The organism is Aromatoleum toluvorans (assembly GCF_012910905.1).
GTDB classification, from domain to species: Bacteria; Pseudomonadota; Gammaproteobacteria; order Burkholderiales; family Rhodocyclaceae; genus Aromatoleum; species Aromatoleum toluvorans.
In genome coordinates, this window is the sequence record NZ_WTVN01000039.1 from 1 (window position 1) to 24,106 (window position 24,106).

The following is a 24,106-nucleotide window of genomic DNA, read 5'->3' on the forward strand; positions in this document are numbered from 1 at the left end:
GGAGATGTGTATAAGGGACAGTGAGGGGGCAGGCAGCGGGCGGGTCCGTATCGACGCGCTCCTCGGGCCCCTGATCGAGAGCTGGCGCAACCGTCCCGGGCAGACGATCGAATACCGCCTGACTGTCGAACCCGGCAGTTGCGAGATTCCGCAAGGGCTGGCGCTGGCCTTGTACCGCATGACCCAGGAGGCGCTCACCAACGTCGCCCGCCATGCCGGCGCGAGGGCGGCCGCGGTCACCGTCAAGGCTCGCGCCGGAGTGGGCGTCGAGTGGTCGGTGTGCGACGACGGTATCGGCATCGCCAGTGACTGCCGCAGCGATGCGCTGCAGCAGGGCAACGGCCTGGCAGGCATCCGCGAGCGGGCGTGGGCGCATGGCGGCGAGCTGGAAATGGGCGCCCGCGATCCGGCAGGCGTCCGCCCGGGCTTGTGTCTGGTCGCGCGCTTCCCCTGGCCGGATGCGGAATGTGCGGTGGGTACCACGGGCAACGCAACGACGGCGTGAGGGGGAACGGAATGAACGGCTTGCGCGTGGCAATTGCGGACGATCACGCCATCGTGCGCACGGGCTATCGGCGTCTGCTGGAGCTCGAACCGAACGTCAGTGTGGTGGCGGAATTCGGCGATTGCGAGACGGCCTATACCTGGCTGGGCGCCCATCCGGCCGACGTCCTCATTCTCGACCTGTCGATGCCCGGCCGCGGCGGCCTCGAAACGTTGCGGCGCCTCAAGGCCAGGGTGCCGGCGCTGAAGATCCTGGTGTTCAGCATGCACGGCACTCCGGCAATGGTCAGCCAGGCCATGCAGGCGGGCGCCGACGGCTACCTGACCAAGAGCAGCGCCCCCGACGCGCTGATCGCCGCGGTGCAGGAGGTCGCCGTCGGCGGTCGCCCGCTGTCGGAAGACGCCGCGCGGGCCCTCGACGAGGCCGCCGGCGACCGCCAGGCCCCCCACCGGGTGTTGTCGCCGCGCGAGTTCCAGGTGTTCACGATGCTGGCGCAGGGGCTCGTGGTCGACGAAATCGCCGGGCAACTGCGCGTGAGCGCAAAGACCGTCGCCAACTACCAGACCGTCATCCGGCAGAAGACCGGGCTGAGCAACGCATTGGAGATGTTTCGCAGCGCCCGCGCCCACGCCCTGCTGGAGTGAATGCCGGCGGGCCGCAGGCGGCGCGGCCGCGAGCCGCCGGGGCAGAAATTTCCCTGCTTCGCGGCACTCGACGCGCATCCCCGCGGTCAGAGCTTGCGAAGGCCGGGCGACGGCCGTTCATGGGGGCGAGGCATATGCGCAGTCCTGCGGCATTACGGCTTCCTGCCTGCGCCATGACGCGGGCGCAGTTCCTGCGGCTCGCGGCGGCCGCCGCGGCGTCGCTGGCTATGGGCGGGCGGGGGCATGCGCAGGGGCAGGCCGGATCTTCGGGAGATGCGATGCTGACGCGACCGATTCCTTCGACGCAGGAGAGGCTGCCCGTGATCGGCCTGGGCACCTACGTCGGTTTCGATGTCGAGCGCGACGCGGAACAGTATCGCAGGCTGCCCGAGGTGTTGCGGACCTTGTTCGAGGCGGGTGGGTCGGTGATCGATTCGTCGCCGATGTACGGGCGTGCGGAAGCGGTGACCGGGGAACTGCTGGCCGCGGGCGGGCTGCATGGCAAGGCCTTTGTCGCGACCAAGGTGTGGACGCGCGGGCGCGCCGAGGGCATCCGGCAGATGCAGGAGTCGATGCGGCTGCTGAAGGTGGACAGCCTGGACCTGATGCAGGTGCACAACCTGGTCGACTGGCGCGTGCATCTGGCGACGCTGCGCGACTGGAAGGCGGCGGGCCGGGTCCGTTACATCGGCATCACGCATTACACCGACGGTGCCTACGGCGAGCTCGAAGCGGTGATGCGCGAGGCGCAGTTCGATTTCGTGCAGGTGAATTATTCGGTCGGCGAGCCCGAGGCCGAGCGGCGCATCCTGCCGCTGGCGGCCGACCGCGGCATGGCGGTGCTGATCAACCGGCCGTTCGGCGGCGGCCGGGTGTTGCGGCGGCTGCGCGACCGGCCATTGCCGCCGTGGGCGGCGGAGATCGGTGCGACGAGCTGGGCGCAGGTGCTGCTGAAATTCGTGCTGAGCCATCCGGCGGTGACCTGCGCAATTCCGGGTACCGGGCGGCGCGAGCACATGGCGGACAACGTGCTCGCCGGCACCGGACGGATTCCCGAACTGGCGTTCTGGAAACGCCATCTGGATTCGATCGGCGCCTGAGCCTGCGGGCGGGCGCATCGGGCCGCAGGACCCGGATCATGATGCGGAGGCAAGGATGATCGCGCAACCCCGGCTCCAATCTCGGCCCCACCTCCTGTTCCAGTCGCCGTTCGACCGCCGGCGCCGTGCGCTGCTGGTGGCCGCCGCGGCAGTCGCGGCACTCGGCGCGCTGCCCGGATGGGCCGTCGCGGCATCCGACGGCTTCAGGATCGGCATCATCGGCGCCGGCCGGATCGGCGGCACGCTCGCGGAGCTGTGGGCGAAGGCCGGTCACGAGTTGTTGATTTCCTCGCGCCACCCCGACGAGCTGAAGCCGCTCGCGGCGCGCCTGGGTACCAACGTTCGCGTGGGGACGCCCCGCGAGGCGGCGAGCTTCGGCGACGTCGTGCTGATCGCGGTGCCGTATGGGGCGCTGCCGCAGCTGGGGCGCGACTACGCGGGCCTGATGGCGGGCAAGGTCGTGCTGGAAACCGGCAATCCGCGCCCCGAGCGCGACGGCCCGATGGCGACGCCGGCACTGAACCGCGGCACCGGGCTGGCATCGGCCGAGTACCTGCCGGGCGTGCGGCTGGTGCGGGCGTTCACATCGGTGCCGTATCTCGCGCTGCGCAGCGAGGCGCATCGCAGCGGCGAGCGCATCGGTGTGCCGCTGGCAGCGGACGACCGCGATGCGCTGGCGGTGGCGGCACGGCTGGTCGAGGATGCGGGCTTCGAGCCGGTGCCGGTGGGCGGGCTGGCGCGGGCCAGGGACTTCGACGTCGGCTCGCCGGTGTTCGGCCGCGCGCTGACGGCGCGCGAGCTGCGGCAGGCGCTGGGCCTGGCGCCGAACCTGTGATCGGCGCTGCCGGCGGCGGATAAGCGATGTTCGCCGTACTCATCCGGCGGGTGGTCCCGGTTCGCGACGGCGAGACCCTGCCGCTGCTGCTCGCCACCGCCTACGGCTTCGCGATCCTGTATGCATACTATCTGCTGCGGCCCGTGCGCGACGAGATCGGCGCGGCTGACCGCGGCAACCTGCAGATCCTGTGGACGGCGGTGTTCCTGGTGATGCTGCTGGCGGTGCCGCTGTATTCGGCGGCCGTCGCCCGCTGGCCGCGGGCGGTGTTCGTGCCCCTGGCGAACCGCTTCTTCGCGGCCCACCTCGGCGCATTCTATGCCGCGCTCTACCTGCTGCCCGAGTCGGCACGGGCGTGGATAGACCGTGTGTTCTACGTGTGGGTGAGTGTCTTCGCGCTGTTCGTCGTCACGGTGTTCTGGGGCTTCGTCACGGACCTGTTCCACCACGAGCAGGGCAAGCGCCTGTTCGGCTTCATCGCGGTGGGGTCGTCGCTGGGCGGCATCGCCGGTTCGGCGACGACCGCGATGCTGGCGTCGCACGTGCCGGTGTTCCTGCTGTTGCTGATGGCGATCGTGCCGCTGGAGGCGGCCTCGTGGTGTGCACGCGGACTCGACCGCCATGCGCAGCGCGACGCGGCGACGCTCGCGCGCGAACCCGAGGCGCGCATCGGCGGCAGCGCGTGGAGCGGCGTCGGGCTGGTGTTGCGCTCCGCCGTGCTGCGCCGCATCGCCCTCTGGCTGCTGCTGATGACGTTCGCGTCGACGATCCTGTACTACGTGCAGGCGCACATGCTGGGCGAGGCCTATACGGACCGGGCGGCGCGGCGGGTGTTCCTCGCCCGCGTGGACCTGGCGGTGAATGTGCTGACGATCCTGACGCAGGTATTCCTGACGGCGCTTGTCGTGCGTCGCCTGGGCGTGGGGCTGACGCTGGCCCTGCTGCCCGCGGTCGCGCTCGTCGGCTTCGTCGCGCTCGGCGCGGCACCGGCGCTGGCTGCGCTGGTCGTCGTGCGCGTGCTCTACGACAGCAGCCGCCATGCGCTGGCGAAGCCCGCGCGCGAGGTGTTGTTCACGCTGGTGAGCCGCGAGGAGCGTTACAAGGCGAAGGCCTTCCTCGACGCGGCGGTGTATCGCGGCGGGGACCTCGCGAGCGGCTGGATCTACGCGGGGCTCGCGGCGCTGGGCCTGTCGGCGGGCGCGATCGCGCTGGCGGCGGTGCCGGTCGCGGGCGGCTGGATCGTGATCGCGCGCCAGCTGGGGCGCTGGGAGGAGCACGATCGTGCCTGAGCCGCGCCGCGGGGCGCAGTGCCGCTCACCTTCAGACCTATTCGTGGTAAAATACCACGTAAATATTACAAGGCAGAGTTGGGCGTGCGGACGATCGATTCTCCGCACACGCGCCGACGCCCTGTCCCGAAGCAGGACTCCCCCCATCCGAATATTTTGGATACACCTCGTCATTTACGGATGATCGGATGAAGCTGCCTGACTTTCGGTGGCGCAAGCTCAACACTCGAATCGCCCTCGTCACGCTGTGCATCTTCCTGGTCGGCATCTGGTCGCTGGCCTGGTACGCCAGCCATGTCCTGCACAGGGACATGCAACGCCTGGTCGGCGAGCAGCAGTTCTCGACGGCCACAATCCTGGCTGCGGGCGTCAACGAAGATCTCGCACACCGCCTGCACGCACTGGAGGTTGTCGCCGGGACGATGGCCGCGGCGTCCGCGCGGACCCCGTCCGAGCTGCAGATGCTGCTGGAACGGAATCCGGTCCTCCTGGATCTGTTCAACGGCGGTGTGATGGCCCTCGACGCCGATGGCACCGCGATCGCCGACATGCCGCGTTCGGTCGGGCGGATTGGCTTCAATTACATGGAACGGGATCACGTCGCCGCTGCGCTCCAGGAAGGCAGGGCCATGGTCGGCCGGCCGGTCATCGGCAAGAAGCTGTCGGTGCCCGTGTTGGGCATGGCCGCGCCGCTTCGCGACGCTCAGGGGAGGGTGGTTGGTGCCCTATACGGCGTGACCAACCTGTCGACGTTGAATTTCATCGACAAGGTCGCCGGAAACGGCTACGGGCGCACCGGCGGTTATGTGCTTGTTGCGCCGCAGCATCACCTCGTGCTCGCGGCGTCGGACAAGCGCCGCCTCATGGAGGTGCTGCCGGCCCGCGGCACCATCCCTGCGATCGACCGCTTTGCCGACGGCTACGAAGGATCCGCCATCTTCCAGAACCCCCCCGGCGTCGAGATCCTGGCCTCGGCGAAGGGCATTCCGCTGGTGGGCTGGTACGCGGCCGTTGCGCTGCCGATCGAAGAGGCGTTCGCGCCCATTCGCGAAGTGCAGCGGCGTGTGCTGCTTGCTGCGCTCCTGATCAGCCTGCTGGCCGCGGGGCTCACCTGGGTGTTCGTCAAGCGCCAGCTCGCGCCGGTGCTCGATACCGTCAAGTCCCTGGCCGCGTTTTCGGATTCGGAGCAGTTCTTGCACCCCCTGCCCATCGTTCGCGACGATGAAGTCGGGGAACTGATCGGTGGGTTCAACCGCCTGCTGGAGACGCTGTCGCAGCGCAAGCGCGCGTTGACGGAAAATGAGCAGAAGCTTTCCTTGATCCTCGACAGCGTCGACGCCCGCATTTACATGAAGGACGCGGCGGGCGTGTATCTGTTTGCCAATCGCAAGGCGTGCGAACTGTTCGGCCTGGCCGAATCGGAAATCGTCGGGCATGGTGACGAGAAGTTCTTCGATGCCGAGACCGTGGCGCGGATTCGTATGGACGACGCGCAGGTTCTGGAGAAAGGGGACTCGGTCAGGACGGAGGAAACCCTCCGTCATCGCAAGGATGGCGGCACGTCGACCTACCTCACCTTCAAGCTCCCCCTGCGCGATGAAAGCGGTGCGATCTACGCACTGTGCGGTATCTCGACGGACATCACGGAGCGCAAGCAGGTCGAGGAGACTTTGCGCGAAAGCCGGGTATTCGTGCAGGGCGTACTGGACTCCGTGCCAAATCAGATCGCCGTTCTCGACGGTGAGGGGATGATCATCGCCGTCAATGAACCGTGGCGGCGATTTGCCCTCGAGAACGGGCTCGAGCCCGGGAAAGCCGCGCCCAACACCGATATTGGAACGTCTTACCTGGCGATCTGCGGTACGAGTGGCAACGGCGCCACGGGCGGGGCCGCCGAAGGGATCCGCGCAGTGCTCGCAGGTCGACTGCCCAGCTTCAGTCTCGAATATCCCTGCCACGCCCCGCATGCGCAGCGCTGGTTCACGATGACCGTCAATCCGCTGGGGCCCGAGCGCCAGGGCGTGGTGGTCATGCACAGCGACATCACGGCCCGCAAACTGGCGGAGGACGGCTTGCGCCTTGCCGCCAGTGTTTTCACCCATGCCTATGAGGGGATCGCACTCACGACTGCGACGGGTGAGATCATCGACGTGAACGAAGCCTTCTGCCGCATCACCGGCTACAGCCGGGAGGAGGTGCTCGGCGGAAACCCGCGGATACTGAAATCGGGGCAGCATGACGAGGCGTTCTACGCGGCGCTGTGGCAGCGGCTTGCCGAGAAAGGCCACTGGCAGGGGGAAATATGGAACCGCCGCAAGAGCGGGGAAATCTATCCGGAACACAAGACCATCACTGTCGTGCGCGACGAGCATGGCCAGGTCCGGCATTACGTTGCGCTGGGCTCGGACATCACCGAGCGGAAGAACATGGAAGAGCAGATCCGCCAGCTCGCTTTTTATGACGCGCTGACGAATCTGCCGAATCGCCGTCTGTTCCACGACCGCATGCGGCAGGCGCTTGCGGCCTGCCGGCGCACGGGCCGGCGGGCCGCCCTGCTGTTCATCGATCTGGACAATTTCAAGCCGCTGAACGACACCCACGGGCACGACGTGGGCGATCTGCTGCTGGTGGAAGTGGCCGGGCGACTGCAGAAATGCGTGCGCGAGATGGACACCGTGGCACGCTTTGGCGGCGACGAATTCGTGGTGATGCTCGGCGACCTTCAGGCCGATCACGTGGAGTCGCGCCGTCAGGCCGAGCGGGTGGCGCAGAAGATCCTGGCACGCGTTTCCGAGCCCTATGTGCTGACGGTCGAACACGCCGGCCAGCCCGCGCGCACCGTCAGGCACCACTGTTCGGCGAGCATCGGCGTGGCAATGTTCCTGGACACCGAGGGGAGCGAAGAACTCATCCTCAAGCGGGCGGATGCCGCGATGTATCAGGCCAAGGAGGCCGGCCGTGGAGCCATCCGCGTGGTCGATTCCGGTGTCGGGGCGTCGCCGGTGGAACCGGAAGCACTCGACTGACCGTCAAGCGCGCGGTCCCGCCGCGGGGCGCTCAGAGCAGCGCTTCGATGTCGTTCGCGATGGACTGGGGCGACGTCATCGGGGCATAGCGTTCGACCTGCGTGCCGCTGCGATCGACGAGGAATTTCGTGAAGTTCCACTTGATCGCCTCGGTGCCGAGCACGCCCCTCGCGTGCGCCTTGAGCCAGGCGTACAGCGGATGGGTGCCGTCGCCGTTGACGTCGATCTTCGCGAACATCGGGAAGGTGACGCCGTAGTTCTGCTCGCAGAACGCCGCGATCTCGGCGGCGTTGCCGGGTTCCTGCTCGCCGAACTGGTTGCACGGGAAGCCCAGCACGACCAGCCCGCGGTCGCGGTACTTCTCGTAGAGCTGTTCCAGCCCGGCATAGTGCGGGGTGAAGCCGCACTGGCTGGCGGTATTCACGATCAGCAGCACTTTTCCTGCGTATTCGCCCATCGTGGTGCGGCCGCCGGCAAGGCGCTCGACCGCGATGTCGCCCAATTGCGTGTCCATGTGCCTGTCCCTCCGCATCCTGCCTGCCGCATTGCGGCGATGCCCCCGGCCGGGCCGGGGGCGCAAGGGTCACGCCGTCACAGCAAGCCTTCGGCCTTCATGGCCGCGGTGACCGACGGGCGGGCGGCGACGCGAGCCTGGTAGGCGGCCAGTGCGGGCCATTTCGCCAAGTCGATATCGACGTACTTCGCCCAGCCGAGCACCGTGAACAGGTAGGCGTCGGCGACGCTGAAATCGGTGCCCATCAGGTAGTCCTTGCCCGTGAGCTGTTCGGCGATGTAGCCGAACCGGCGGTCGAGGTTCGCGCGGCAGATCGTCTTCCACGCATCCGGGGTGGCCGGATTGAAGAACGGGCTGAAGGTCTTGTGCAGTTCGGTGCCGATGAAGGTGAGCCAGCTCTGCAGGCGGTAGCGCTCGGGCGTGCCGTTGGGGGGAGCGAGCTTCTTCTCCGGGACCTGGTCGGCGAGGTACTGGACGATCGCCGGCCCTTCGGTGAGCAGCTCGCCGTTGTCGAGCAGCAGCGCGGGGACATAGCCCTTGGGGTTGGTCTTGGTGTAGTCCTGCCCCGATCCGGTGACCTTGGTCTGCAGGTCGACGGTTTCGGTCTCGTACTTGAGGCCCGCTTCTTCGAGAACGATGTGCGGCGAGAGCGAGCATGCACCGGGTTTCAAGAACAGCTTCATCGATAGGCTCCTTGGCCGGGTTATTGATGGGGGTGGTCGGAAAGCGGTCCTTCGCGCGTGGGCGCCCGAGTGGGCGAAACCGCGGCGCGGCGGGTGGCGTTCCGTGATGGGGGTGCCCGGGGGATGTTTCTGCCACGGCAACAACGGCGCAGCGTCCGGACACACCGCAGAGACTCCCGGATCGTGCCGGGGTTCCGCAGAGCCTACGCGCGGGCCGCGCACAAGGCAATCCTGATGGTCGTGTCCCGGTTGCCGCTCCCTGCAGAGGGCGGGAGTTTGCGATACTCGCGGGTCCCGATCACGCCCCCGCCGCAGCACATGAACCACCGCGACCGCCTTCTCGAACTGCAATCCCTGCTGCACGGGCACGCGGCGTTCTGGCGGCCGTCGCCGTTCCACGAGCAGCGGCCCGGCTGGTGCGATGAACAGCCGGCGCTCGCCGCGGCGGTGCTCGGCGTCGACGACGCAATGCTGGAACGCTTCATCGCCGATCCGGAGGCGTGCCGCGCGTGGCTTGCGCCGCAGCTGCCGGTGGTCGGCCTGCTGGAGGCGCTGTGCGAGGTGGCGCCGCTCGCCGCGCGCTCGATGCCGCCGCGCGATCCGCGTGCCGACCTGTTCATCCCGGGACGCAAGCGCGCGCAGATCGACGCCTTCGCCGCGCACGGGCCGGCGGCACCGGTGCCGGTGCTGGAGTGGTGCGCGGGCAAGGGCCATCTGGGGCGGCGGCTGGCGCTCGTCGATCGCGTGCCGGTGCGCCTGCTGGAGATCGACCCGTCCCTGTGCCGGGCGGCCGAACGGCTGGGCGAGGGAAGCGGGCTGGCGCAGCAGGTGCTGTGCGGCGATGCGCTGGACGAGGCCTCGCGCCGCCACGTGCGCGGCCATGCGGTCGTCGCACTGCATGCCTGCGGCGAGCTGCACCGCACGCTGGTGCGCAACGCGGCGCAGGATCACGCGCACAGTTACCGCATCGCGCCGTGCTGCTATCACCTCGGCGCGGGCGACGCCTATCGGCCGGTGAGCCGCGCGGCGGCGCTCGCGCTCGACGACCGCGCGCTACGCCTGGCCGTCACCGAGACCGTGACCGCGCCGCGCAACGTGCGCGAACGCCTCGCGCGCGATCAGGCCTGGAAGCTGGGATTCGTCGCCCTGCGCAAAGTGCTGCAGGGCGAGGGCGCGCGCACCTTCAAGCCCGTGCCGGCGCACTGGCAGTCGCTGGGGTTCGAAGCCTGGTGCCGCTCGCTGGCGCAACGCGAGGGTGTGCGCCTGCCTGGGGCGGTGGACTGGGCGCACTGGCGCGCGGTCGGCGAACAGCGCCGCGCCGAGGTCCGCCGCCTCGAACTCGTCCGCCACGCCTTCCGCCGCGCGCTGGAAATGTGGCTCGTGTCGGACCTCGCGCTGGGGCTGGAGGAGGCGGGTTTCGACGTGCAGGTGGGTACCTTCTGCGCGCGCACCCTCACGCCGCGCAACCTGATGGTATCCGCGCAGCGCGGCGCGTGAGGTTCGGAAACGCGTGATCGCCAGCGGAGTCGCAGGTAATATTCCGGCGAATTGATCCCGGCATGCCGGTTCGTCGGACCGGCGGTCCGCGATCCCTGGTTCAAGCCGTATTGAGGGCATGGATATGCACAAGAATCTCATCGCCGCTGCGCTCGCGGCGCTGGTGCTCGGCGGGTGCGTCGTCGCGCCTGCGGGCCGCGGTCCCGCGGTGGTCGTGGCGCCGGCGCTGCCGGCGATCGTCGAATTCGACGCCGAGCCGTATTACTACTACCGCGGCTATTACTACTACTACGACAACGACTATTGGCGTTACTCCACGTCGCGCTCGGGTCCGTGGGTGGAGCTGCCGCGCAGCTACTATCCGCGGGAGATCCGCTACAAGGGGCGCGGCGATGGATGGCGCGACCGGGAGCGCGACCGCCGCTGGGATCGTGATGACGAGCGTCGCCGGGACAAGGACGACGACCGCCGCTCCGAGCGTCGCCGCAAGCGCAACGAAAACCGCCAAGGCGACGACGACGATCGTTGACGCGACCCGGTGACTGCGCAGGCAGTCGCGCCGGATACGGCGAATCGCCCGTTCAGGCCTCGATCAGCCCCGATCTCACCGCGATCAGTGCGAGTTCGGCGGCGTTCGCCGCGTTGAGCTTCTGCTTGATGTGGTACAGGTGCGTGCCGACCGTGCTCGGGCTGAGCTTGTGCGTATCCGCGACCTGGTTCACCGAACTGCCTTTGGCGAGCTGCAGGAACACCGCGAACTCCTTGTCGGTGAGCGCGTCGGCGGGATCGTTGCTGCCGCCGAACTGCGCGAGCGCGAGCTGCGGGGCGAGTTCGGGGTCGACATAGCGCTGGCCGCGCGCGACCTGCGCGACGGCGCGCACGAGCTCCTGCGGCTGGGCGCGCTTCGACAGGTAGCCGGTGGCGCCCGAGCGCAGCGTACGCATCGGGATCTGCGAATCCTCGTGCGCGGAGAGCATCAGCACGCGCGCGCCGGGGTGGTGGGCGAGCAGGCGCTCCAGCGCGCCGAGGCCGCCGATGCCCGGCATCGTCACGTCCATCACGAGGACGTCGGGCTGGTGCTCGGCGAAGGCGGACAGCGCGCTTTCGCCGCTGTCCGCCTCGGCGACGATGCTCGCGCCGGCCCCTTCGAGGAGCATGCGGAAGCCCATGCGGACGATGGCGTGATCGTCGGCGAGGACGAGGCGGAGGTTTTCAAGAACGCTGGCCATGGATGCTCTCCTCGGATGAGTGGTGATGGGGCAGGCGGGCGCTGACGCGCAGTCCGCCGCCGGGGGGCGTGTCGAGATGCAGTTCGCCGTGCAGTTCGGCGACCCGCTCGCGCATGCCGGTGAGGCCGTAGTGCCCCGGGGGCGTGTCGGCGACGAGGCCGCGGCCGTTGTCGCACACTTCCAGCGCGACGGCGTCCGGCGCGAAATCGAGGCGCACATCGACCTGCGAGGCGCCGGAGTGGCGGGCGACGTTGGTGAGGCTTTCCTGCAGCAGGCGCAGCACCGTGAGGCTCAGGGTTTCGTCGGTGGGGGCGCTGGCGGGTGCCGTGCGGCAGTCGACGCGGATGTGCGGGTGGTGGCCGGACCACAGGTGGCAGTAGTCGCTGACGGCCTGGTCGAGCCGGCCGCCGCCGTCGGTGCTGGCCGGGCGCAGGCGCTGCAGGATCGCGCGCACGCCGTCCTGCATCTGGCCGGTCATCGCGAGGATCGCCTGCGCGCTGCCGTGGATCTGCGGCTGGTTGTCGCAGCGCTGCAGGATCGCGCCGGAGATCGCGCGCACGGCGGTGATGGCCTGGCCCAGCTCGTCGTGCAGCTCGCGTGCGATCACGCGGCGCTCTTCTTCCAGCCGTGCCTGCACGGCGCGGGCGAAGGCCTGGTCTTCTTCCAGGCGCAGGTTCTGCGCGCGTGTGTCGTCGAGCGTGTCGGCAAGGCGGTTGTAGCTGGCGGCGACTCGGTCGAGCTCGGCGACACGGTAGCCGGGCAGGCGCACGTCGAAACGGCCGTCGGCGCCGCGGGCGAGCGCCGCGTCGATCTGCGCGAGCGGGGCGAGCGCGCGGTGCAGCGCGAGGCGGGCGCCGAGCGCGACGATCAGCAGCAGCGCAAGCGCGGAGCCGAGACCCGCGGCGAGGTCGTCCCAGGCATCGAGGACGGCGCGCGAGGCATCCGGCCGCAGCACGATCTGGCGGTCGCCGGCGTCGAAGTGGCGCACCGGCAGCGACGGCGTGAGCCAGTCGGCGAACCAGTCCGGCGCGAAGCGGCCCGGCTTGTACGTCGATTCGGGCGACAGGTACAGGCGGGCGCCATCCGGCCCGAGCACTTCGAGCTGGTTCGCGCGCAGCCGCCCGACCGCGCGCAGGTGGGCCATCAGGCGGTCGGGGCCGTCGGTGCGGTCGCGCAGGGTCTCGGACACCAGCACCGCGACCCATTGCTGCGCGACGTGGCTCGCGGCGAGCACCTCCTCGTGGATGGACTTGCGCGTCTCGCGCACCCACCAGCCGGCGCCGGCGAGCAGCACGAGCGCGAGGACGGCGGCGAGCACGAGGCCGATGCGGGTGCCAAGGGTAGTCGATCTAGCGCGCATGGGCTTTCTCCAGCACCGCCTGTTCGGCGGCAGGGAAGAGGTGGACGACGGAGCGGCGGTATTCGCGCTCGACTTCGGCGAGGCCGCGGAAGCGCGCGGGAATGGGGCGGGCCAGCATCTCGGTCATGTCGAGCCCCGACTCGGCGCCTTCGCGCATCGTTGCTGCGATCCATTCAAGATAGTCGCGCGTCTGGGCGATTGCAGCCGCGTCGCGGGTGACGTCACCGTGGCCGGGCACCCATTGCCGCGCGGGGAGCGTTGCGAGGCGCTCCAGCGCGGCGAGCCAGTGCGCGAGGTCGGCGTGCGGCGTGGTGGCGGCGCGGTCGTGGAACAGCAGGTCGCCCGCGAACACGGTGCCGCTCGCGTGATCGATCAGGACGAAGTCGGCCGGCGTGTGGCCGTCCAGCGCGACGATCTCGATGTCGCGCCCGCCCACCGTGCGCCGTCCTGCGGCGAGGGGCTGCGTCGGCGCGACGCGCTCGGTGCCTTCCATCCAGTCGCCGGCCATGCGGTACAGGTTCTCGTTGAAGGCCTCGCCATCCTTCTGGATGCCGCGCTGCGTTTCCGGAAGTGCGGCGAGGGTCGCCGCGGGGAAGGCCTGGTTGCCGAGGAAGTGGTCCGGGTGGTGGTGCGTGTTGATCGTCAGCACGACCGGCAGCGGCGTGACGCGCCGGATCGCCGCGAGCATCTGTTCGCCGTAGCGGCGCGAGGGGCCGGTGTCGATGACGATGACGCCGGTGCTGCCGACGATGAAGCCGGTATTGACGATGTTGCCGCCGTTGGCGGGCGAGAAGTCTTCGCGCAGGCCGGTGAAGACATGCACGCCCGGCGCGATCTCCTGCGGCGCGAGGCGGTAGTCGAAGCGCGTGGCCTCGGCCGCGGCCGGCGCAGGCGCCGGGAGCAGCGCCAGTGCGCAGGCGAGCAGGGCGGGGAAAGCCACATGCCGCGTGCTCATTGCGTCACCCATGCGTCGATGCGGTTGCCGTTGTTGTCCCGCCCGCGGGCGCGGACGCGCGTGCCGGCGGCGGGCATGTCGATCGTGAACAGCGGGTTTTCGGACACCGGCTCGTAGGTCTGGATGCGCATCAGCTCGGCGCCGGATTCGTCCGAAAGGGTCAGCTCCTCGATGTGGAACACCGGGATGCCCTGCGCGAGTCCCGTGTCCATGGGATGGATCACGCGCATGCGCAGGCGCTCGCTGCCGTCGCTGCGGGGAAAGATCCTGCCGCTGACCTGGTTCAGGCGCTCCTGCCATTCGGGCGAACCCGAGCCGGTCGACGGGGCCGTGCACCCGCCGCCCGTCGCGGTCACCCACGTGCCGCCCACGTGCCACACGCCGTCGGCAGTGCGGGCGGCGGCGCGCACCGGCGACGACTGCTGCAGCTTGAGGCGGAAGCCGAGGGCGGGTTTCGCCTTCACGGGCCGGAAGCGCAGCACCGCGAGGATGGGGTTGAAGTCGGCGAACACCAGCACTTCCTCGACGCCGGCGAGCCCGCTCGCGTCGACGGAAACGGGGACGTTGAGCGAGTCCTCCGCGATCGCCGGCGCGACGACCTTGACGCGCGCATCGAACACCACCGTGCGGCCGGCGAAGAAGGTCTTCGCCATGTCGCCCCAGCGGGCCGAATCCAGCGGATCGGTGCTCGCGTGCACGGCGACGGGCACCGCGGCCGGGGCATCCGCAACGGAACACAGCCACAGCGTCGCCAGGGCGAGCACGGTTGTAGGGCGCATCGAGTCTCCTCCGCGGGCGGTCGAATGCCGCCCTTGTTTGTTCCTCAGTGCAGCAAAAAATGTTCCATGCGCATAAGGGACACATCTGTGCGACGCGCGACGGGTGATTGCTCCAAAACGGAACAGGTGCTGTCAATCAGAGCAGTGAAAATCGCGAGATCGCACCGTCGGCCCTTGAAAAACGCGCTGCCTGAGCCATGTTTCAGGGAGCCGCGGCACTTTTCGCGGTGCGCGGACCGGTGGCACGCCCTTTGCGAAACCGTTGCCGAATCCGGTCGCCCGGTCAGGGAGGCGGTTTCCAACAATACGACGAGATTCCACAAGGAGGATTCAAATGGAGCAGATCCGCAAACGCGCAGGGCTGTCCGTCGCGGCATCCGTCCTCGCGCTGTCCCTGGCAGGCCTGGGCAGCGTGCAGGCGAAGGAGGTCACCGACGCGGACATCCTCGCCGACGGCACCGGCAACACCTCGCAGGTCGTCACGCACGGCCTCGGCACCAAGGGCCAGCGCTTCAGCCCGCTCGCGCAGATCAACCCGCAGACGGTGAAGAACCTCGTTCCCGTGTGGTCGTTCTCGTTCGGCGGCGAGAAGCAGCGCGGCCAGCAGTCGCAGCCCATCGTGTTCGACGGCAAGATGTACGTGACCGCCTCCTACAGCCGCATCTTCGCGCTGGACGTGAAGACCGGCGAGAAGCTGTGGAAGTACGAGCACCGCCTGCCCGACGGCATCATGCCGTGTTGCGACGTGATCAACCGCGGCGCGGCGATCTACGGCAACCTGGTGATCTTCGGCACCCTCGACGCGCAGCTCGTCGCCCTCGACAAGGACACCGGCAAGGTCGTGTGGAAGGAGAAGATCGAGGACTACAAGGCCGGCTACTCCTTCACCGCCGCGCCGCAGATCGTCAAGGGCATGGTCATCACCGGCAACTCGGGCGGCGAGTTCGGCATCGTCGGGCGGGTCGACGCGCGCGATGCGAAGACCGGCAAACTGGTGTGGACGCGCCCGGTCGTCGAAGGCCACATGGGCTTCAAGTACGACAAGGAAGGCAAGCAGATCGAGAACGGCACCTCGGGCACGGCCAACGCGACCTGGCCGGGCGACCTGTGGAAGACCGGCGGCGCGGCGCCGTGGCTGTCCGCGTACTACGATCCCGACGTCAACCTGATCTTCATCGGCACCGGCAACCCGTCGCCGTGGAACAGCTGGTTGCGTCCGGGTGACAACCTGTACTCGTCCTCGACCGTCGCGATCGACCCCGACACCGGCAAGATCGTGTGGCACTACCAGACCACCCCGCACGACGGCTGGGACTTCGACGGCGTGAACGAATTCGTCTCCTTCGAATACAAGGATCCGAAGTCCGGCAAGATGGTCAAGGCCGGCGGCAAGGCGGACCGCAACGGCTTCTTCTTCGTCAATGACCGCACCAACGGCAAGCTGCTCAACGCCTTCCCGTTCGTGAAGCGCATCGACTGGGCCAAGGGCATCGACCTCAACACCGGCCGGCCGATCTACAACGAGGACAAGCGTCCGGGCAACCCCTTCACCGAAGGCGGCGGCGACGGCAAGAAGGGCGCGGTGGTGTTCAACGCGCCGTCCTTCCTCGGCGGCAAGAACCAGATGCCGATGGCGTTCAGCCCGAAGACCGGCTACTTCTACGTGCCGGCCAACGAGTGGGGCATGGACATCTGGAACGAGCCGGTCTCCTACAAGCGCGGCGCGGCCTACCTCGGCGCAGGCTTCACGATCAAGCCGCTCAACGACGACTATATCGGCGCGTTGCGCGCGATCGATCCGGTCAGCGGCAAGATCGTGTGGGAGGTCAAGAACAACGCGCCGCTGTGGGGCGGCGTGCTGACCACCGGCGGCAACCTCGTGTTCTACGGTACCCCCGAGGGCTACCTGAAGGCAGTCGATGCCACGAACGGCCAGGAAGTGTGGAAGTTCCAGACCGGCTCCGGGATCATCGCCCCGCCGATCACCTGGGAGGACAAGGGCGAGCAGTACGTCGCCGTCGTGTCCGGCTGGGGCGGTGCGGTGCCGCTGTGGGGCGGCGACGTCGCCAAGCGCGTGAACTTCCTCGAGCAGGGCGGTTCCGTGTGGGTGTTCAAGCTGCACAAGTCGTAAGCGTGCCGCGGGACGGTTTGCCGCCGTCCCGCACGCAGGCCCCCCGGTTCGCCGGGGTGGTCCGCTGAGCCTGCCTGGGCCTGCCCCACGGCGCCCGGGCGGGTTCAGCCGACCATCCCCCACTGTCGCGAATATTTCGCTACCTGCTTTTCCCATCTTCGCCTGAGAGGATCCGTACGTGAAACGTCTGCCCCTGAAGTCGCTGCTTGGCGCGACCCTGCTTGCCGTCGCGGCCCAGTCCGCACTCGCCGCCGACCGCGGCACCCCGCGTGAGGCCCGCACGCTCTTCGACCAGGCCGTGAAGTACATGGAGGCCAACGGCGCCGAACGCGCCTTCGCGGCCTTCAATGACCGCAAGGGCGAGTTCGTGCGCAAGGACCTGTACGTCTTCGTGATCGACGACAAGGGCGTCTACCAGGCGAGCGGCGCCGCGCCCGAGGCGCTCGTCGGCCTGACCGTGCTGAACACGACCGACGCGGCCGGCAACCCGCTGTTCCGCGAGATGATCGACAGCACGCGCGTGACGCCCGAAGCCACCGTGCGCTACATGTGGCTGAACCGCGTCACGAACAAGGTCGAACCCAAGGTCAGCTACGTGCGCAAGGTCGGCACCTACGTCGTCGGCGTGGGCTACTCCGCCCCGCGTGCGAGTGCCGACGACGCGCACGCGATGCTCGGCCGCGCGGTCGCGCTGGCGAAGGCGGACGGCTCCGCGAAGGCGGCGGCCGCGTTCAACGACCGTCGCGGGGCCTTCGTGAAGGACGACCTGTACGTCTTCATGGTGAGCCTCGACAGCGGCAAGTTCGAGGCGATGGGCATGAACCCGGCGCTGTCCGACACCGACGCGCGCGGCCTGGCCGATGCCGAAGGGCACAAGATCATCGCCGAGATGATCGAGAAGCTGAAGACCGCCGACGAGGCCACCGTCGACTACGTATGGCGCAATCCGGTCACCAACCGCGTGGAAAAAAAGCGCTCCTACGTGCGGCGCGAGGGTGGTTCGATGATTGGCGTCGGCCACTACACGGAGTAGATTGAACGTTCGTGGTGCGGCAGCGAGGGGCGTGGCGGTGAGGATGCAGGGCGCAGGCGGGGGGATGTTCGCGCGATGCCTGCTCGTCCTGGGGGCGCTGTTCGCGGCCGTGCCGAACGCGCGCGCCTGGGAACCAGGGGCGATTTCCGGCCTGTCCGGGCTCACGATCCGCGTCGAAGGCGAGGGCTGGGGCAGTGCCGAGCGCGACGAGATCGAAACCCTGCTGTACGCGGTGGCGGACGAACTCACGCGCGGCGCAACGGCGGCTCCGGTCGATCCCATCGTCGTCACCCATGCACCCGGCAGCCCGGTCACGCTGTTCGACAAGGGCAGCCAGGGCGAATACCGCGTGCGCCTCTCCGCGCGCAATCGCGGCTGGGCGCAGTATGCCTACCAGTTCGGCCACGAGCTGTGCCACATCCTCTCGAACTACGAAAGGCGCGCACACGATGCGGGCCGTCGCGAGACACAATGGTTCGAAGAGGCGCTGTGCGAGACCGCAGGCCTCTACGTGCTGCGCAGCATGGCGCAGCGCTGGCGGACCGACGCGCCATACCCCGGCTGGGACGTGTACGCGCCCAGTCTCGCGGCCTACGCCGACCGCCTCGCCGCCGAGCCGCATCGCCAGCTCCCGTCCGGCATGTCGATCGCCGCGTGGCTGGAGTCGAAGCTGCCGCGCCTGTCGGCGGATCCCTATCGCCGCAGCGACAACGAGGTCGTCGCCAATCTGCTGCTTCCCCAATTCGAGCAGGGGCCGGGGCGCTGGGTCGTGCTGCGGTATCTCAACCTCGCCCCTGCAGCGCCCGGCGGCCTTGCCGGCTACCTCGTGCAGTGGCGCAACAGCGCCCCGGCCGAGCATCGCGGGTTCATCGATGCGCTGGCGGGATCGCTGGGGCTGCACCAGGCTGCGGTTGCAGCCTTGTAGGAGTCGCTGCCTGGTGCAGCCGCGGGTGCTTCTCCGTGTCAGTGGAACCCGCCCGGATCGCGGTCCGAGATGGCGTTGCGCAGGCGGATCTCGAGCGCGAGGCGCTGCACGTAGCGATCGAGTTCGCGATCCCCGACGGCACTCGCGCGCGGCCCTTCCTCGCCGCTGAGTCCGGGTCGGCCGAACACGCCGGCGTCTTCCTTGAGCTTCGCCCCTTCATCGAGCGCCCGCGCCTGCCGGTCGAAGGATTCGTCGCTGACGGCGTCGGCTGCGACGGTGGACGGGAGCGCCAGGATGAGCACGGCCCCGATCACTGCGAGAGCGGCTGATTTCCGCGTCATGAGCCTCTCCTGAAAGTGTTGCTCCCTGAAATCCCTTGTACTTGTCGGCCTGTTTGTACTGCACAGATCCACTATAGGCGAGGGTGGGGAAAAGACCTGCGGAAAGCGTCTCGGATTCCCCACCAGACATTCCCCACCAGACGCGGGGAAGAGTGGGTGAAAACCCCCGGAGGAGTTCCCCGAAAAGCCCGCTCCGCAAATGCTTGCAGGGTGAAAGTATAAAATAATCAAAAACTTACGAATCTGGTACGAAGAGTGCCTTGGTGTGCTCACCCACAGGAGATGTGGCGCCCGCCGGGTTGGCTTGCGCCCCTGTGCCTCAACGGGAGCACACCATGAAAATGCTAAAACGTAAGGCCATTGCCGCAAGCTTGCTGGCGCTTTCGCTGTCGTCCGGCACGAGCCATGCGGTCCTCGAGCGCGTCGGTCCGCCGGACAACTCTCCGCCGATCGGCGGCTTCCCGGCCTGGTATCAGGACACCACCGGCCTTGCGCTTGAATTCTGCAGCCCGATCAACGCTGCCGAAGTCGCGGGCGGCTGGTGCCTGCTGTTGCCTGGCGACGTGCCGAACCCGCCTGAAGCCTTCCCGACCAGCTTCTTCGACGAGCACTTCTGGTTCGCGGCGGATGCCTCGATGACGCCTGCAACCGGCGGCAGGGCCTTGCTCGTGCTGGCCGTCGAAGCGGCATTTTCGGCCGACGTGGTGCCGGGCGGGCAGATCGCCTTCTCCCGCATACGGATGGTGCTCAATCCCGTGCCAGTGACCGGCTCCTACCGTTTCATCCACCCGTACGGGGAGCAGGTGATCGAGGCGACCGCGGGGGACAGGATCTTCTTCACCGACGACGTGGGCATCAACTGCCCGCCGGGGCAGTTCGATTGTGCGACCCAGGGCGCGCTCGGCCCCTTCCTGCTGCCCGCCAACGCGCCGGGAGGCCCCGAACTGCCGCCGGTTTCCGGCCCGGTGCCGGGCAAGCTCTACATCGCCGATCCGGCGCGTGTCGGACCGGTCACCGGTAGCCCGCTGACGTCCTTCACGGATTCGTCCGGCGCAGTGCGCAACCACAACATCTACCGCATCGAGGGGCCGGCCGGTTCGGGCCTGGGGATCGATCCGGTCAGCGGCGCGTCGGTCGATTACCTTGAAACCACGGACTTCTCGCTGATGGGCCGGATATTCTCGGGTACCCTGCCGGGCCGCGTCACCGTCGAACGCGCAACCTATGAGCGCGATCCCGCCACGGGGAACAAGCTCGATGTGTTTGCCTCCGCGGTCGGTACCTCGCAAGGCCGCGTGCCCGCACAGCCGCGTCCGCCTACCGTCGTGCCGCAACTGTCCTTCTTCGATGCCGCATGCGCGGGCACCGTCGACCCGGTGACGGGCGAAGTGCTGCCGCCGTTCGGGGCGCCTGCCGCCGCGACCGAGACGCAGATGCTGGCGGCGAGTGCCGGCACGTACTGGGGGCAGATCGCGCCGGCCACGATTCCTGCCGCGGTGTGCGTGAAGGATCTCACCGCGCGCGACATCACCGGCAACATCGTTCCGGTCTACCACCCGTACCAGGTGGCCGACGACGTGTTCATCACCTCCGCGCTCTTCGACCGCGCAGCCGGCACCCTCACCGTGAATGCGGAGTCGACCGACAAGGTGGTCCCGCCGACGCTCACGCTCACCTACGGGACCTTCAGCGGCGTCATGACCGCCGGCACGCTCACGGTGCCGAACCTGCTGTCGCCGCCGTCCAGGGTGCGTGTCCGTTCGAGCGCCTTCGGTACCAGCGAGGAGCACGTGCGTACCACGCTGGCGACCGCTACGCCGGTCGGTCAGACGCTGGCGGTGAACGACACCTTCTCGCTGCTCGAGGACGCGCCGCTCACGAGCTTCAACGTGCTCGCCAACGACACCGGCGCCGCTGGCGGAACGGTTGCGCTGACCGGCCTGCCGCGTCTTGGTACGGCAGTCGTGAATCTCGACGGCACGATCGGCTACACGCCCAATCCCAACGCCAGCGGGACCGACCAGGTCAGTTACACGGTAACGGTGGCGGGGCGGGTGTCCAATGTGGCCGTGGCGACGATCACCATCACACCGGTGAATGATCCGCCCACCGCGGTGAACGACTCGGCGACCGCCATCGCCAACGTGACGCAGGCGATCAACGTGATCGCCAACGACACCGACCCGGATGGCGCAGCCAACATCGTCGGGGCAACCAACGTCAGCCAGCCGGTAGGCGTCCCCGCCACTCCGGGAGCCATCGCCCCGACGGGCGCGACGGTCACGGTGGCAGGCGGCGTGGTGAGCTTCCGGTCGCCCGTCGCCGGCAGGTTCACCTTCACCTACAACGCGATCGATACGGCGGGCGCAATCTCGGCCACGCCGGCAACGGTCACGGTGCAGGTGGCGGCCGCGGAAACCGTCTCGATCACCCGGTCCGAGTACGTCTCCAGCAAGGGGCGTCTGCGTGCGGAGGGCCTCATCGGCCCGGCAGCCGGCCAGACGGTCACGGTCGAGTTCCTGAGCTCCACCGGCGGGGTGCTGGGCCTGGCCGGCACGGCGACTCCCGATGCGGTCGGCAACTGGGCCGTGGATGCCGTGGTGGCCCGTCCGGCCGCTGCCTCGCGGTTGCGTGCCACATCGTCGAACGGTGCCACGACCGTGACCACGCTCACTCTGAAGTAACAGCCCGGTGTGCGGCGGGCGTCAGCTCGCCGCGCAAACGCTCAGCCCGGCCTCATGGCCGGGCTGAGCGTTTGTAGCAGGTGTCCCAAGCCGTTCGCGCAGTTCCTGTGCCGCCATCGGGCGGCCAAACAGGTAACCCTGGCCTTCATGGCAGCCGTGGCGACGCAGCAGCGCCGCCTGCTCGGCGGTCTCCACGCCTTCGGCAATCACTCGCCGGTTCAGCGAGCGGGCGATCTGGATGATCGCGCACGCAATCGCCCGATCCTCCGCATTGGTGCATACGTCGGTCACGAAGGAACGGTCGATCTTGAGCTTGTTCAGCGGGAAGCGCTTCAGGTACGCGAGGCTCGAATAGCCGGTGCCGAAATCGTCGATCGCGAGCCCGTAGCCGGCGCGCTTCAGGGCGTCGAGCACCTCGCGCGCTGCATGCACGTCTTGCATCAGGGTCGATTCGGTCAGCTCGATCTCGATCATGCCCGGTGGCACGCCGGTATCCCGCTGCACGGCGGCGAGCGTCGCCACGAGGTCGGAGCGGTAGATCTGCAGCCCCGACACGTTGATGCCCAGCTGCAGCTGCAGCCCCGCATCGCGCCAGCGGCGCGCCTCGCGGAAGGCTTCCTGGATCACCCACTCGCCGATCGGCAGGATCAGGCCGCTTTCCTCCGCGACGGGGATGAACCGGGCCGGGCTCACGGGCTCGCCGTCGCGCGGCGTCCAGCGCAGCAGCGCCTCGGCGCCGAAGATGCGGCCGGAGCGCAGGTTCACCTGCGGCTGGTACGCCAGGCTGAGTTCGTCACGTCCGAGCGCCTGTCGCAGGCGGTTGTGCAGCACCAGGCGCTCGGCCGCCTTCGCGTTCATCCGGTCGTCGAAGTAGCTGAAGGTGCCGCGCCCGCACTCCTTGGAGTGATACATCGCGGTATCGGCCTTCTGCAGCAGCGTATCGAAATCCTGGCCGTCGCCGGGGTAGATCGCGATGCCGATCGAAGCGCCGATGCTCAGGACCTGGCTGGCGATCTCGACCGGCGCATCCAGGCAGGCGTCGATCTTGCGCGCGACGGTGACGGCGTCCTCGGGGCAGGCGACGTGTTCGAGCAGGATCACGAACTCGTCGCCGCCGAGCCGGCTGAGCGTGTCGGTGCCGTACAGCGCATGGCGCAGGCGGTCGGCAACGGCCACCAGCAGCGCATCGCCCACCGGGTGCCCGAGCGAATCGTTCACGCGCTTGAAGTGGTCGAGATCGAGGAACAGCAGGGCCAGGTGGCGCCCCGTGTGGCGCGCGTGCTCGGCGGCCTGCGCGAAGCGCTCGCGCAGCAGCGCCCGGTTCGGCAGCCCGGTCAGCGCGTCGTGGCGTGCAAGGAACTGCGCCCGCTCCTCGGCCTGCTTGCGCCGCGTGACGTCCGAGAAGGCGCCGACGAAGTGCGCGACCTGTCCGGCCTCGTCGCGCACGACCGAGATCGACAGGTGCTTCGGATAGATCTCGCCGTTCTTGCGCCGATCCCAGATCTCGCCCTCCCAGCGGTTCTCCGCGAGCAGCGTTTCCCACATCCGCTGGTAGAACGCGCCGTCGTGACGCCCCGACTTGAGCATCGCGGGCGACTGGCCGATCACTTCGGACGCCGCGTAACCGGTGATGCGCGTGAAGGCGGAATTGACGCTCACGATGCGGTTGTCCGCATCGCACATCATCAGCGCTTCACCGCTGTTCTCGAACACCGTGCCCGCCAGTTCGAGCTGGCGCTGCTGGCGCTTCTGCGCGTCGATGTCCGAATACACCCAGATCGAGCCGCCGTGCGGCTGCTGCGGGTCGAGCGGGCGGCCGACGCGGTAGCACCACACGGGACTGCCGTCGCGGCGCCGCAGCAGCACCTCGTCCTCGCTGAAGCCCTGGGTTTCGAGCCGGTGATAGAGGCGGATGCCGTTCTCCCGCCAGTCCTGCGCCGACGGATAGAGCATCGCCGTCTTGCGCCCGACGAGGTCCTGGGCGCTGTCATGGCCGAAGATTTCCGCCATGCGTGGGTTACAGCGCAGGATCACGCGGTCCTGGATATAGGCGATGCCGACGTGCGCGTTGTCGAAGATCACGCGCTGCTCGTCGAGCAGCTCCTGCAGGCGGCGTTCGGCGTCCTTGCGTTCGGTGATGTCCTGCAGCGTCTCGATCGCGCCGATCACGGCGCCGTGCTCGTTGCGGATCGGCGCCGCGGTGAAGTGCAGCCACATCCCGCCGCGGCCCAGATGCGGGAAGAAGTCCTCGGCTTCGTAGCAGCCGGGAATGCTCTTCGACGGCCGGTACTTGCCGGCGTAGTACGTCGGGATGAGCGTCTCGATGCACCCCGAGGCGACCAGATCGGCCATTACGGGCCGCCGCTCGGGGTAGAAGGGGCGCCACTGGTCCGAGGTGCCGATGATCTCGTCGGCCGACAGGCCGACCATCAGTTCGCAGGCGCGATTCCAGTAGCGGACGCGGTGCTGGCTGTCGATGACAAAGCTTGCCACCGGCGAACCGCTCACGAGTTCGCCGACACGTGTCTCCAGGGTTTCGATCATCGGATGAGGCGGGAAATCTTGTTTATAGAAGT

The 24,106-nt window shown here is 68.5% G+C and carries 20 protein-coding genes; 12 read left to right on the forward strand and 8 right to left on the reverse strand.

What is annotated here, in order from left to right:
• From GPA22_RS19115 to GPA22_RS19140, 6 genes are all read left to right on the forward strand, one after another.
• On the forward strand, positions 1-505 hold a 505-nt coding region (locus tag GPA22_RS19115), incomplete at its 5' end, for a sensor histidine kinase (protein WP_343036099.1).
• Positions 506-516: 11 nt separating this feature from the next.
• On the forward strand, positions 517-1,149 hold the full coding sequence (locus tag GPA22_RS19120; protein WP_169257657.1) for a response regulator: 633 nt from the start codon (positions 517-519) through the stop codon (positions 1,147-1,149).
• A 278-nt stretch (positions 1,150-1,427) separates the two neighbouring features.
• Positions 1,428-2,249 (forward strand): aldo/keto reductase, encoded by an 822-nt coding sequence (locus GPA22_RS19125; RefSeq protein WP_246264527.1) that lies wholly within the window; start codon positions 1,428-1,430, stop codon positions 2,247-2,249.
• Between the two features lie 55 nt (positions 2,250-2,304).
• Positions 2,305-3,084: an NADPH-dependent F420 reductase gene (locus tag GPA22_RS22980; protein WP_169257659.1), complete on the forward strand. Its 780-nt coding sequence runs from the start codon at positions 2,305-2,307 to the stop codon at positions 3,082-3,084.
• Positions 3,085-3,110: 26 nt separating this feature from the next.
• Complete coding sequence (locus GPA22_RS19135) at positions 3,111-4,373, forward strand: NTP/NDP exchange transporter (RefSeq protein ID WP_169257660.1); 1,263 nt, start codon at positions 3,111-3,113, stop codon at positions 4,371-4,373.
• Between the two features lie 188 nt (positions 4,374-4,561).
• Complete coding sequence (locus tag GPA22_RS19140) at positions 4,562-7,399, forward strand: PAS domain S-box protein (RefSeq protein WP_169257661.1); 2,838 nt, start codon at positions 4,562-4,564, stop codon at positions 7,397-7,399.
• Positions 7,400-7,430: 31 nt separating this feature from the next.
• Here GPA22_RS19140 and GPA22_RS19145 read toward each other — a convergent pair whose 3' ends face one another.
• Positions 7,431-7,913 (reverse strand): glutathione peroxidase, encoded by a 483-nt coding sequence (locus tag GPA22_RS19145; RefSeq protein ID WP_169257662.1) that lies wholly within the window; start codon positions 7,911-7,913, stop codon positions 7,431-7,433.
• A gap of 77 nt (positions 7,914-7,990) precedes the next feature.
• Positions 7,991-8,596, reverse strand: a complete 606-nt coding sequence (gene gstA, locus GPA22_RS19150) for a glutathione transferase GstA (RefSeq protein WP_169257663.1) — start codon at positions 8,594-8,596, stop codon at positions 7,991-7,993.
• A gap of 318 nt (positions 8,597-8,914) precedes the next feature.
• Here gstA and GPA22_RS19155 point away from each other — a divergent pair, with 318 nt between their 5' ends.
• The gene (locus GPA22_RS19155; RefSeq protein ID WP_169257664.1) at positions 8,915-10,093 is read left to right on the forward strand and encodes a methyltransferase; all 1,179 of its coding nucleotides are present in this window, start codon (positions 8,915-8,917) and stop codon (positions 10,091-10,093) included.
• Positions 10,094-10,217: 124 nt separating this feature from the next.
• Entirely contained in the window at positions 10,218-10,622 is a 405-nt protein-coding gene (locus GPA22_RS19160) for a hypothetical protein (protein WP_211169228.1), read from the forward strand.
• 52 nt (positions 10,623-10,674) lie between these two features.
• Here the strand turns inward: GPA22_RS19160 and GPA22_RS19165 are convergent, their stop codons facing one another.
• Genes GPA22_RS19165 through GPA22_RS19180 form a run of 4 tightly spaced genes read right to left on the reverse strand, consistent with a single transcriptional unit; the run spans position 10,675 to position 14,416 of the window.
• Complete coding sequence (locus GPA22_RS19165) at positions 10,675-11,322, reverse strand: response regulator (RefSeq protein WP_169257665.1); 648 nt, start codon at positions 11,320-11,322, stop codon at positions 10,675-10,677.
• On the reverse strand, positions 11,306-12,682 hold the full coding sequence (locus GPA22_RS19170; protein WP_169257666.1) for a sensor histidine kinase: 1,377 nt from the start codon (positions 12,680-12,682) through the stop codon (positions 11,306-11,308). Before GPA22_RS19170 ends, GPA22_RS19165 begins: the two co-directional genes overlap by 17 nt.
• Positions 12,672-13,637 carry a quinoprotein relay system zinc metallohydrolase 1 gene (locus GPA22_RS19175; protein ID WP_246264529.1) on the reverse strand — a complete coding sequence of 322 codons (966 nt, stop codon included), beginning with the start codon at positions 13,635-13,637 and terminating at the stop codon, positions 12,672-12,674. Before GPA22_RS19175 ends, GPA22_RS19170 begins: the two co-directional genes overlap by 11 nt.
• Positions 13,634-14,416 (reverse strand): quinoprotein dehydrogenase-associated SoxYZ-like carrier, encoded by a 783-nt coding sequence (locus GPA22_RS19180; protein WP_169257668.1) that lies wholly within the window; start codon positions 14,414-14,416, stop codon positions 13,634-13,636. Before GPA22_RS19180 ends, GPA22_RS19175 begins: the two co-directional genes overlap by 4 nt.
• Positions 14,417-14,750: 334 nt before the next feature.
• Here GPA22_RS19180 and GPA22_RS19185 point away from each other — a divergent pair, with 334 nt between their 5' ends.
• From GPA22_RS19185 to GPA22_RS19195, 3 genes are all read left to right on the forward strand, one after another.
• The gene (locus tag GPA22_RS19185; protein ID WP_169257669.1) at positions 14,751-16,547 is read left to right on the forward strand and encodes a methanol/ethanol family PQQ-dependent dehydrogenase; all 1,797 of its coding nucleotides are present in this window, start codon (positions 14,751-14,753) and stop codon (positions 16,545-16,547) included.
• Between the two features lie 178 nt (positions 16,548-16,725).
• Positions 16,726-17,580, forward strand: coding sequence for a cache domain-containing protein (locus tag GPA22_RS19190; protein ID WP_169257670.1), 855 nt, complete (start codon positions 16,726-16,728; stop codon positions 17,578-17,580).
• 64 nt (positions 17,581-17,644) lie between these two features.
• Positions 17,645-18,505 carry a hypothetical protein gene (locus GPA22_RS19195; RefSeq protein WP_169257671.1) on the forward strand — a complete coding sequence of 287 codons (861 nt, stop codon included), beginning with the start codon at positions 17,645-17,647 and terminating at the stop codon, positions 18,503-18,505.
• 38 nt (positions 18,506-18,543) lie between these two features.
• Here GPA22_RS19195 and GPA22_RS19200 read toward each other — a convergent pair whose 3' ends face one another.
• The gene (locus GPA22_RS19200) at positions 18,544-18,846 is read right to left on the reverse strand and encodes a hypothetical protein (protein WP_169257672.1); all 303 of its coding nucleotides are present in this window, start codon (positions 18,844-18,846) and stop codon (positions 18,544-18,546) included.
• 335 nt (positions 18,847-19,181) lie between these two features.
• Here GPA22_RS19200 and GPA22_RS19205 point away from each other — a divergent pair, with 335 nt between their 5' ends.
• Positions 19,182-21,530 (forward strand): cadherin-like domain-containing protein, encoded by a 2,349-nt coding sequence (locus GPA22_RS19205; protein ID WP_169257673.1) that lies wholly within the window; start codon positions 19,182-19,184, stop codon positions 21,528-21,530.
• A gap of 21 nt (positions 21,531-21,551) precedes the next feature.
• Here GPA22_RS19205 and GPA22_RS19210 read toward each other — a convergent pair whose 3' ends face one another.
• On the reverse strand, positions 21,552-24,074 hold the full coding sequence (locus GPA22_RS19210; protein WP_169257674.1) for a sensor domain-containing protein: 2,523 nt from the start codon (positions 24,072-24,074) through the stop codon (positions 21,552-21,554).
• Between the last annotated feature and the right edge of the window lie 32 nt (positions 24,075-24,106).

Coding starts and splice junctions, on each gene's coding strand:
- GPA22_RS19120 (WP_169257657.1), top strand. CDS start 517: ATGAACGGCTTGCGCGTGGCAATTGCGGACGATCACGCCATCGTGCGC.
- GPA22_RS19125 (WP_246264527.1), top strand. CDS start 1,428: ATGCTGACGCGACCGATTCCTTCGACGCAGGAGAGGCTGCCCGTGATC.
- GPA22_RS22980 (WP_169257659.1), top strand. CDS start 2,305: ATGATCGCGCAACCCCGGCTCCAATCTCGGCCCCACCTCCTGTTCCAG.
- GPA22_RS19135 (WP_169257660.1), top strand. CDS start 3,111: ATGTTCGCCGTACTCATCCGGCGGGTGGTCCCGGTTCGCGACGGCGAG.
- GPA22_RS19140 (WP_169257661.1), top strand. CDS start 4,562: ATGAAGCTGCCTGACTTTCGGTGGCGCAAGCTCAACACTCGAATCGCC.
- GPA22_RS19145 (WP_169257662.1), bottom strand. CDS start 7,913: ATGGACACGCAATTGGGCGACATCGCGGTCGAGCGCCTTGCCGGCGGC.
- gstA (WP_169257663.1), bottom strand. CDS start 8,596: ATGAAGCTGTTCTTGAAACCCGGTGCATGCTCGCTCTCGCCGCACATC.
- GPA22_RS19155 (WP_169257664.1), top strand. CDS start 8,915: ATGAACCACCGCGACCGCCTTCTCGAACTGCAATCCCTGCTGCACGGG.
- GPA22_RS19160 (WP_211169228.1), top strand. CDS start 10,218: ATGCACAAGAATCTCATCGCCGCTGCGCTCGCGGCGCTGGTGCTCGGC.
- GPA22_RS19165 (WP_169257665.1), bottom strand. CDS start 11,322: ATGGCCAGCGTTCTTGAAAACCTCCGCCTCGTCCTCGCCGACGATCAC.
- GPA22_RS19170 (WP_169257666.1), bottom strand. CDS start 12,682: ATGCGCGCTAGATCGACTACCCTTGGCACCCGCATCGGCCTCGTGCTC.
- GPA22_RS19175 (WP_246264529.1), bottom strand. CDS start 13,637: ATGAGCACGCGGCATGTGGCTTTCCCCGCCCTGCTCGCCTGCGCACTG.
- GPA22_RS19180 (WP_169257668.1), bottom strand. CDS start 14,416: ATGCGCCCTACAACCGTGCTCGCCCTGGCGACGCTGTGGCTGTGTTCC.
- GPA22_RS19185 (WP_169257669.1), top strand. CDS start 14,751: ATGGAGCAGATCCGCAAACGCGCAGGGCTGTCCGTCGCGGCATCCGTC.
- GPA22_RS19195 (WP_169257671.1), top strand. CDS start 17,645: ATGTTCGCGCGATGCCTGCTCGTCCTGGGGGCGCTGTTCGCGGCCGTG.
- GPA22_RS19200 (WP_169257672.1), bottom strand. CDS start 18,846: ATGACGCGGAAATCAGCCGCTCTCGCAGTGATCGGGGCCGTGCTCATC.
- GPA22_RS19205 (WP_169257673.1), top strand. CDS start 19,182: ATGAAAATGCTAAAACGTAAGGCCATTGCCGCAAGCTTGCTGGCGCTT.
- GPA22_RS19210 (WP_169257674.1), bottom strand. CDS start 24,074: ATGATCGAAACCCTGGAGACACGTGTCGGCGAACTCGTGAGCGGTTCG.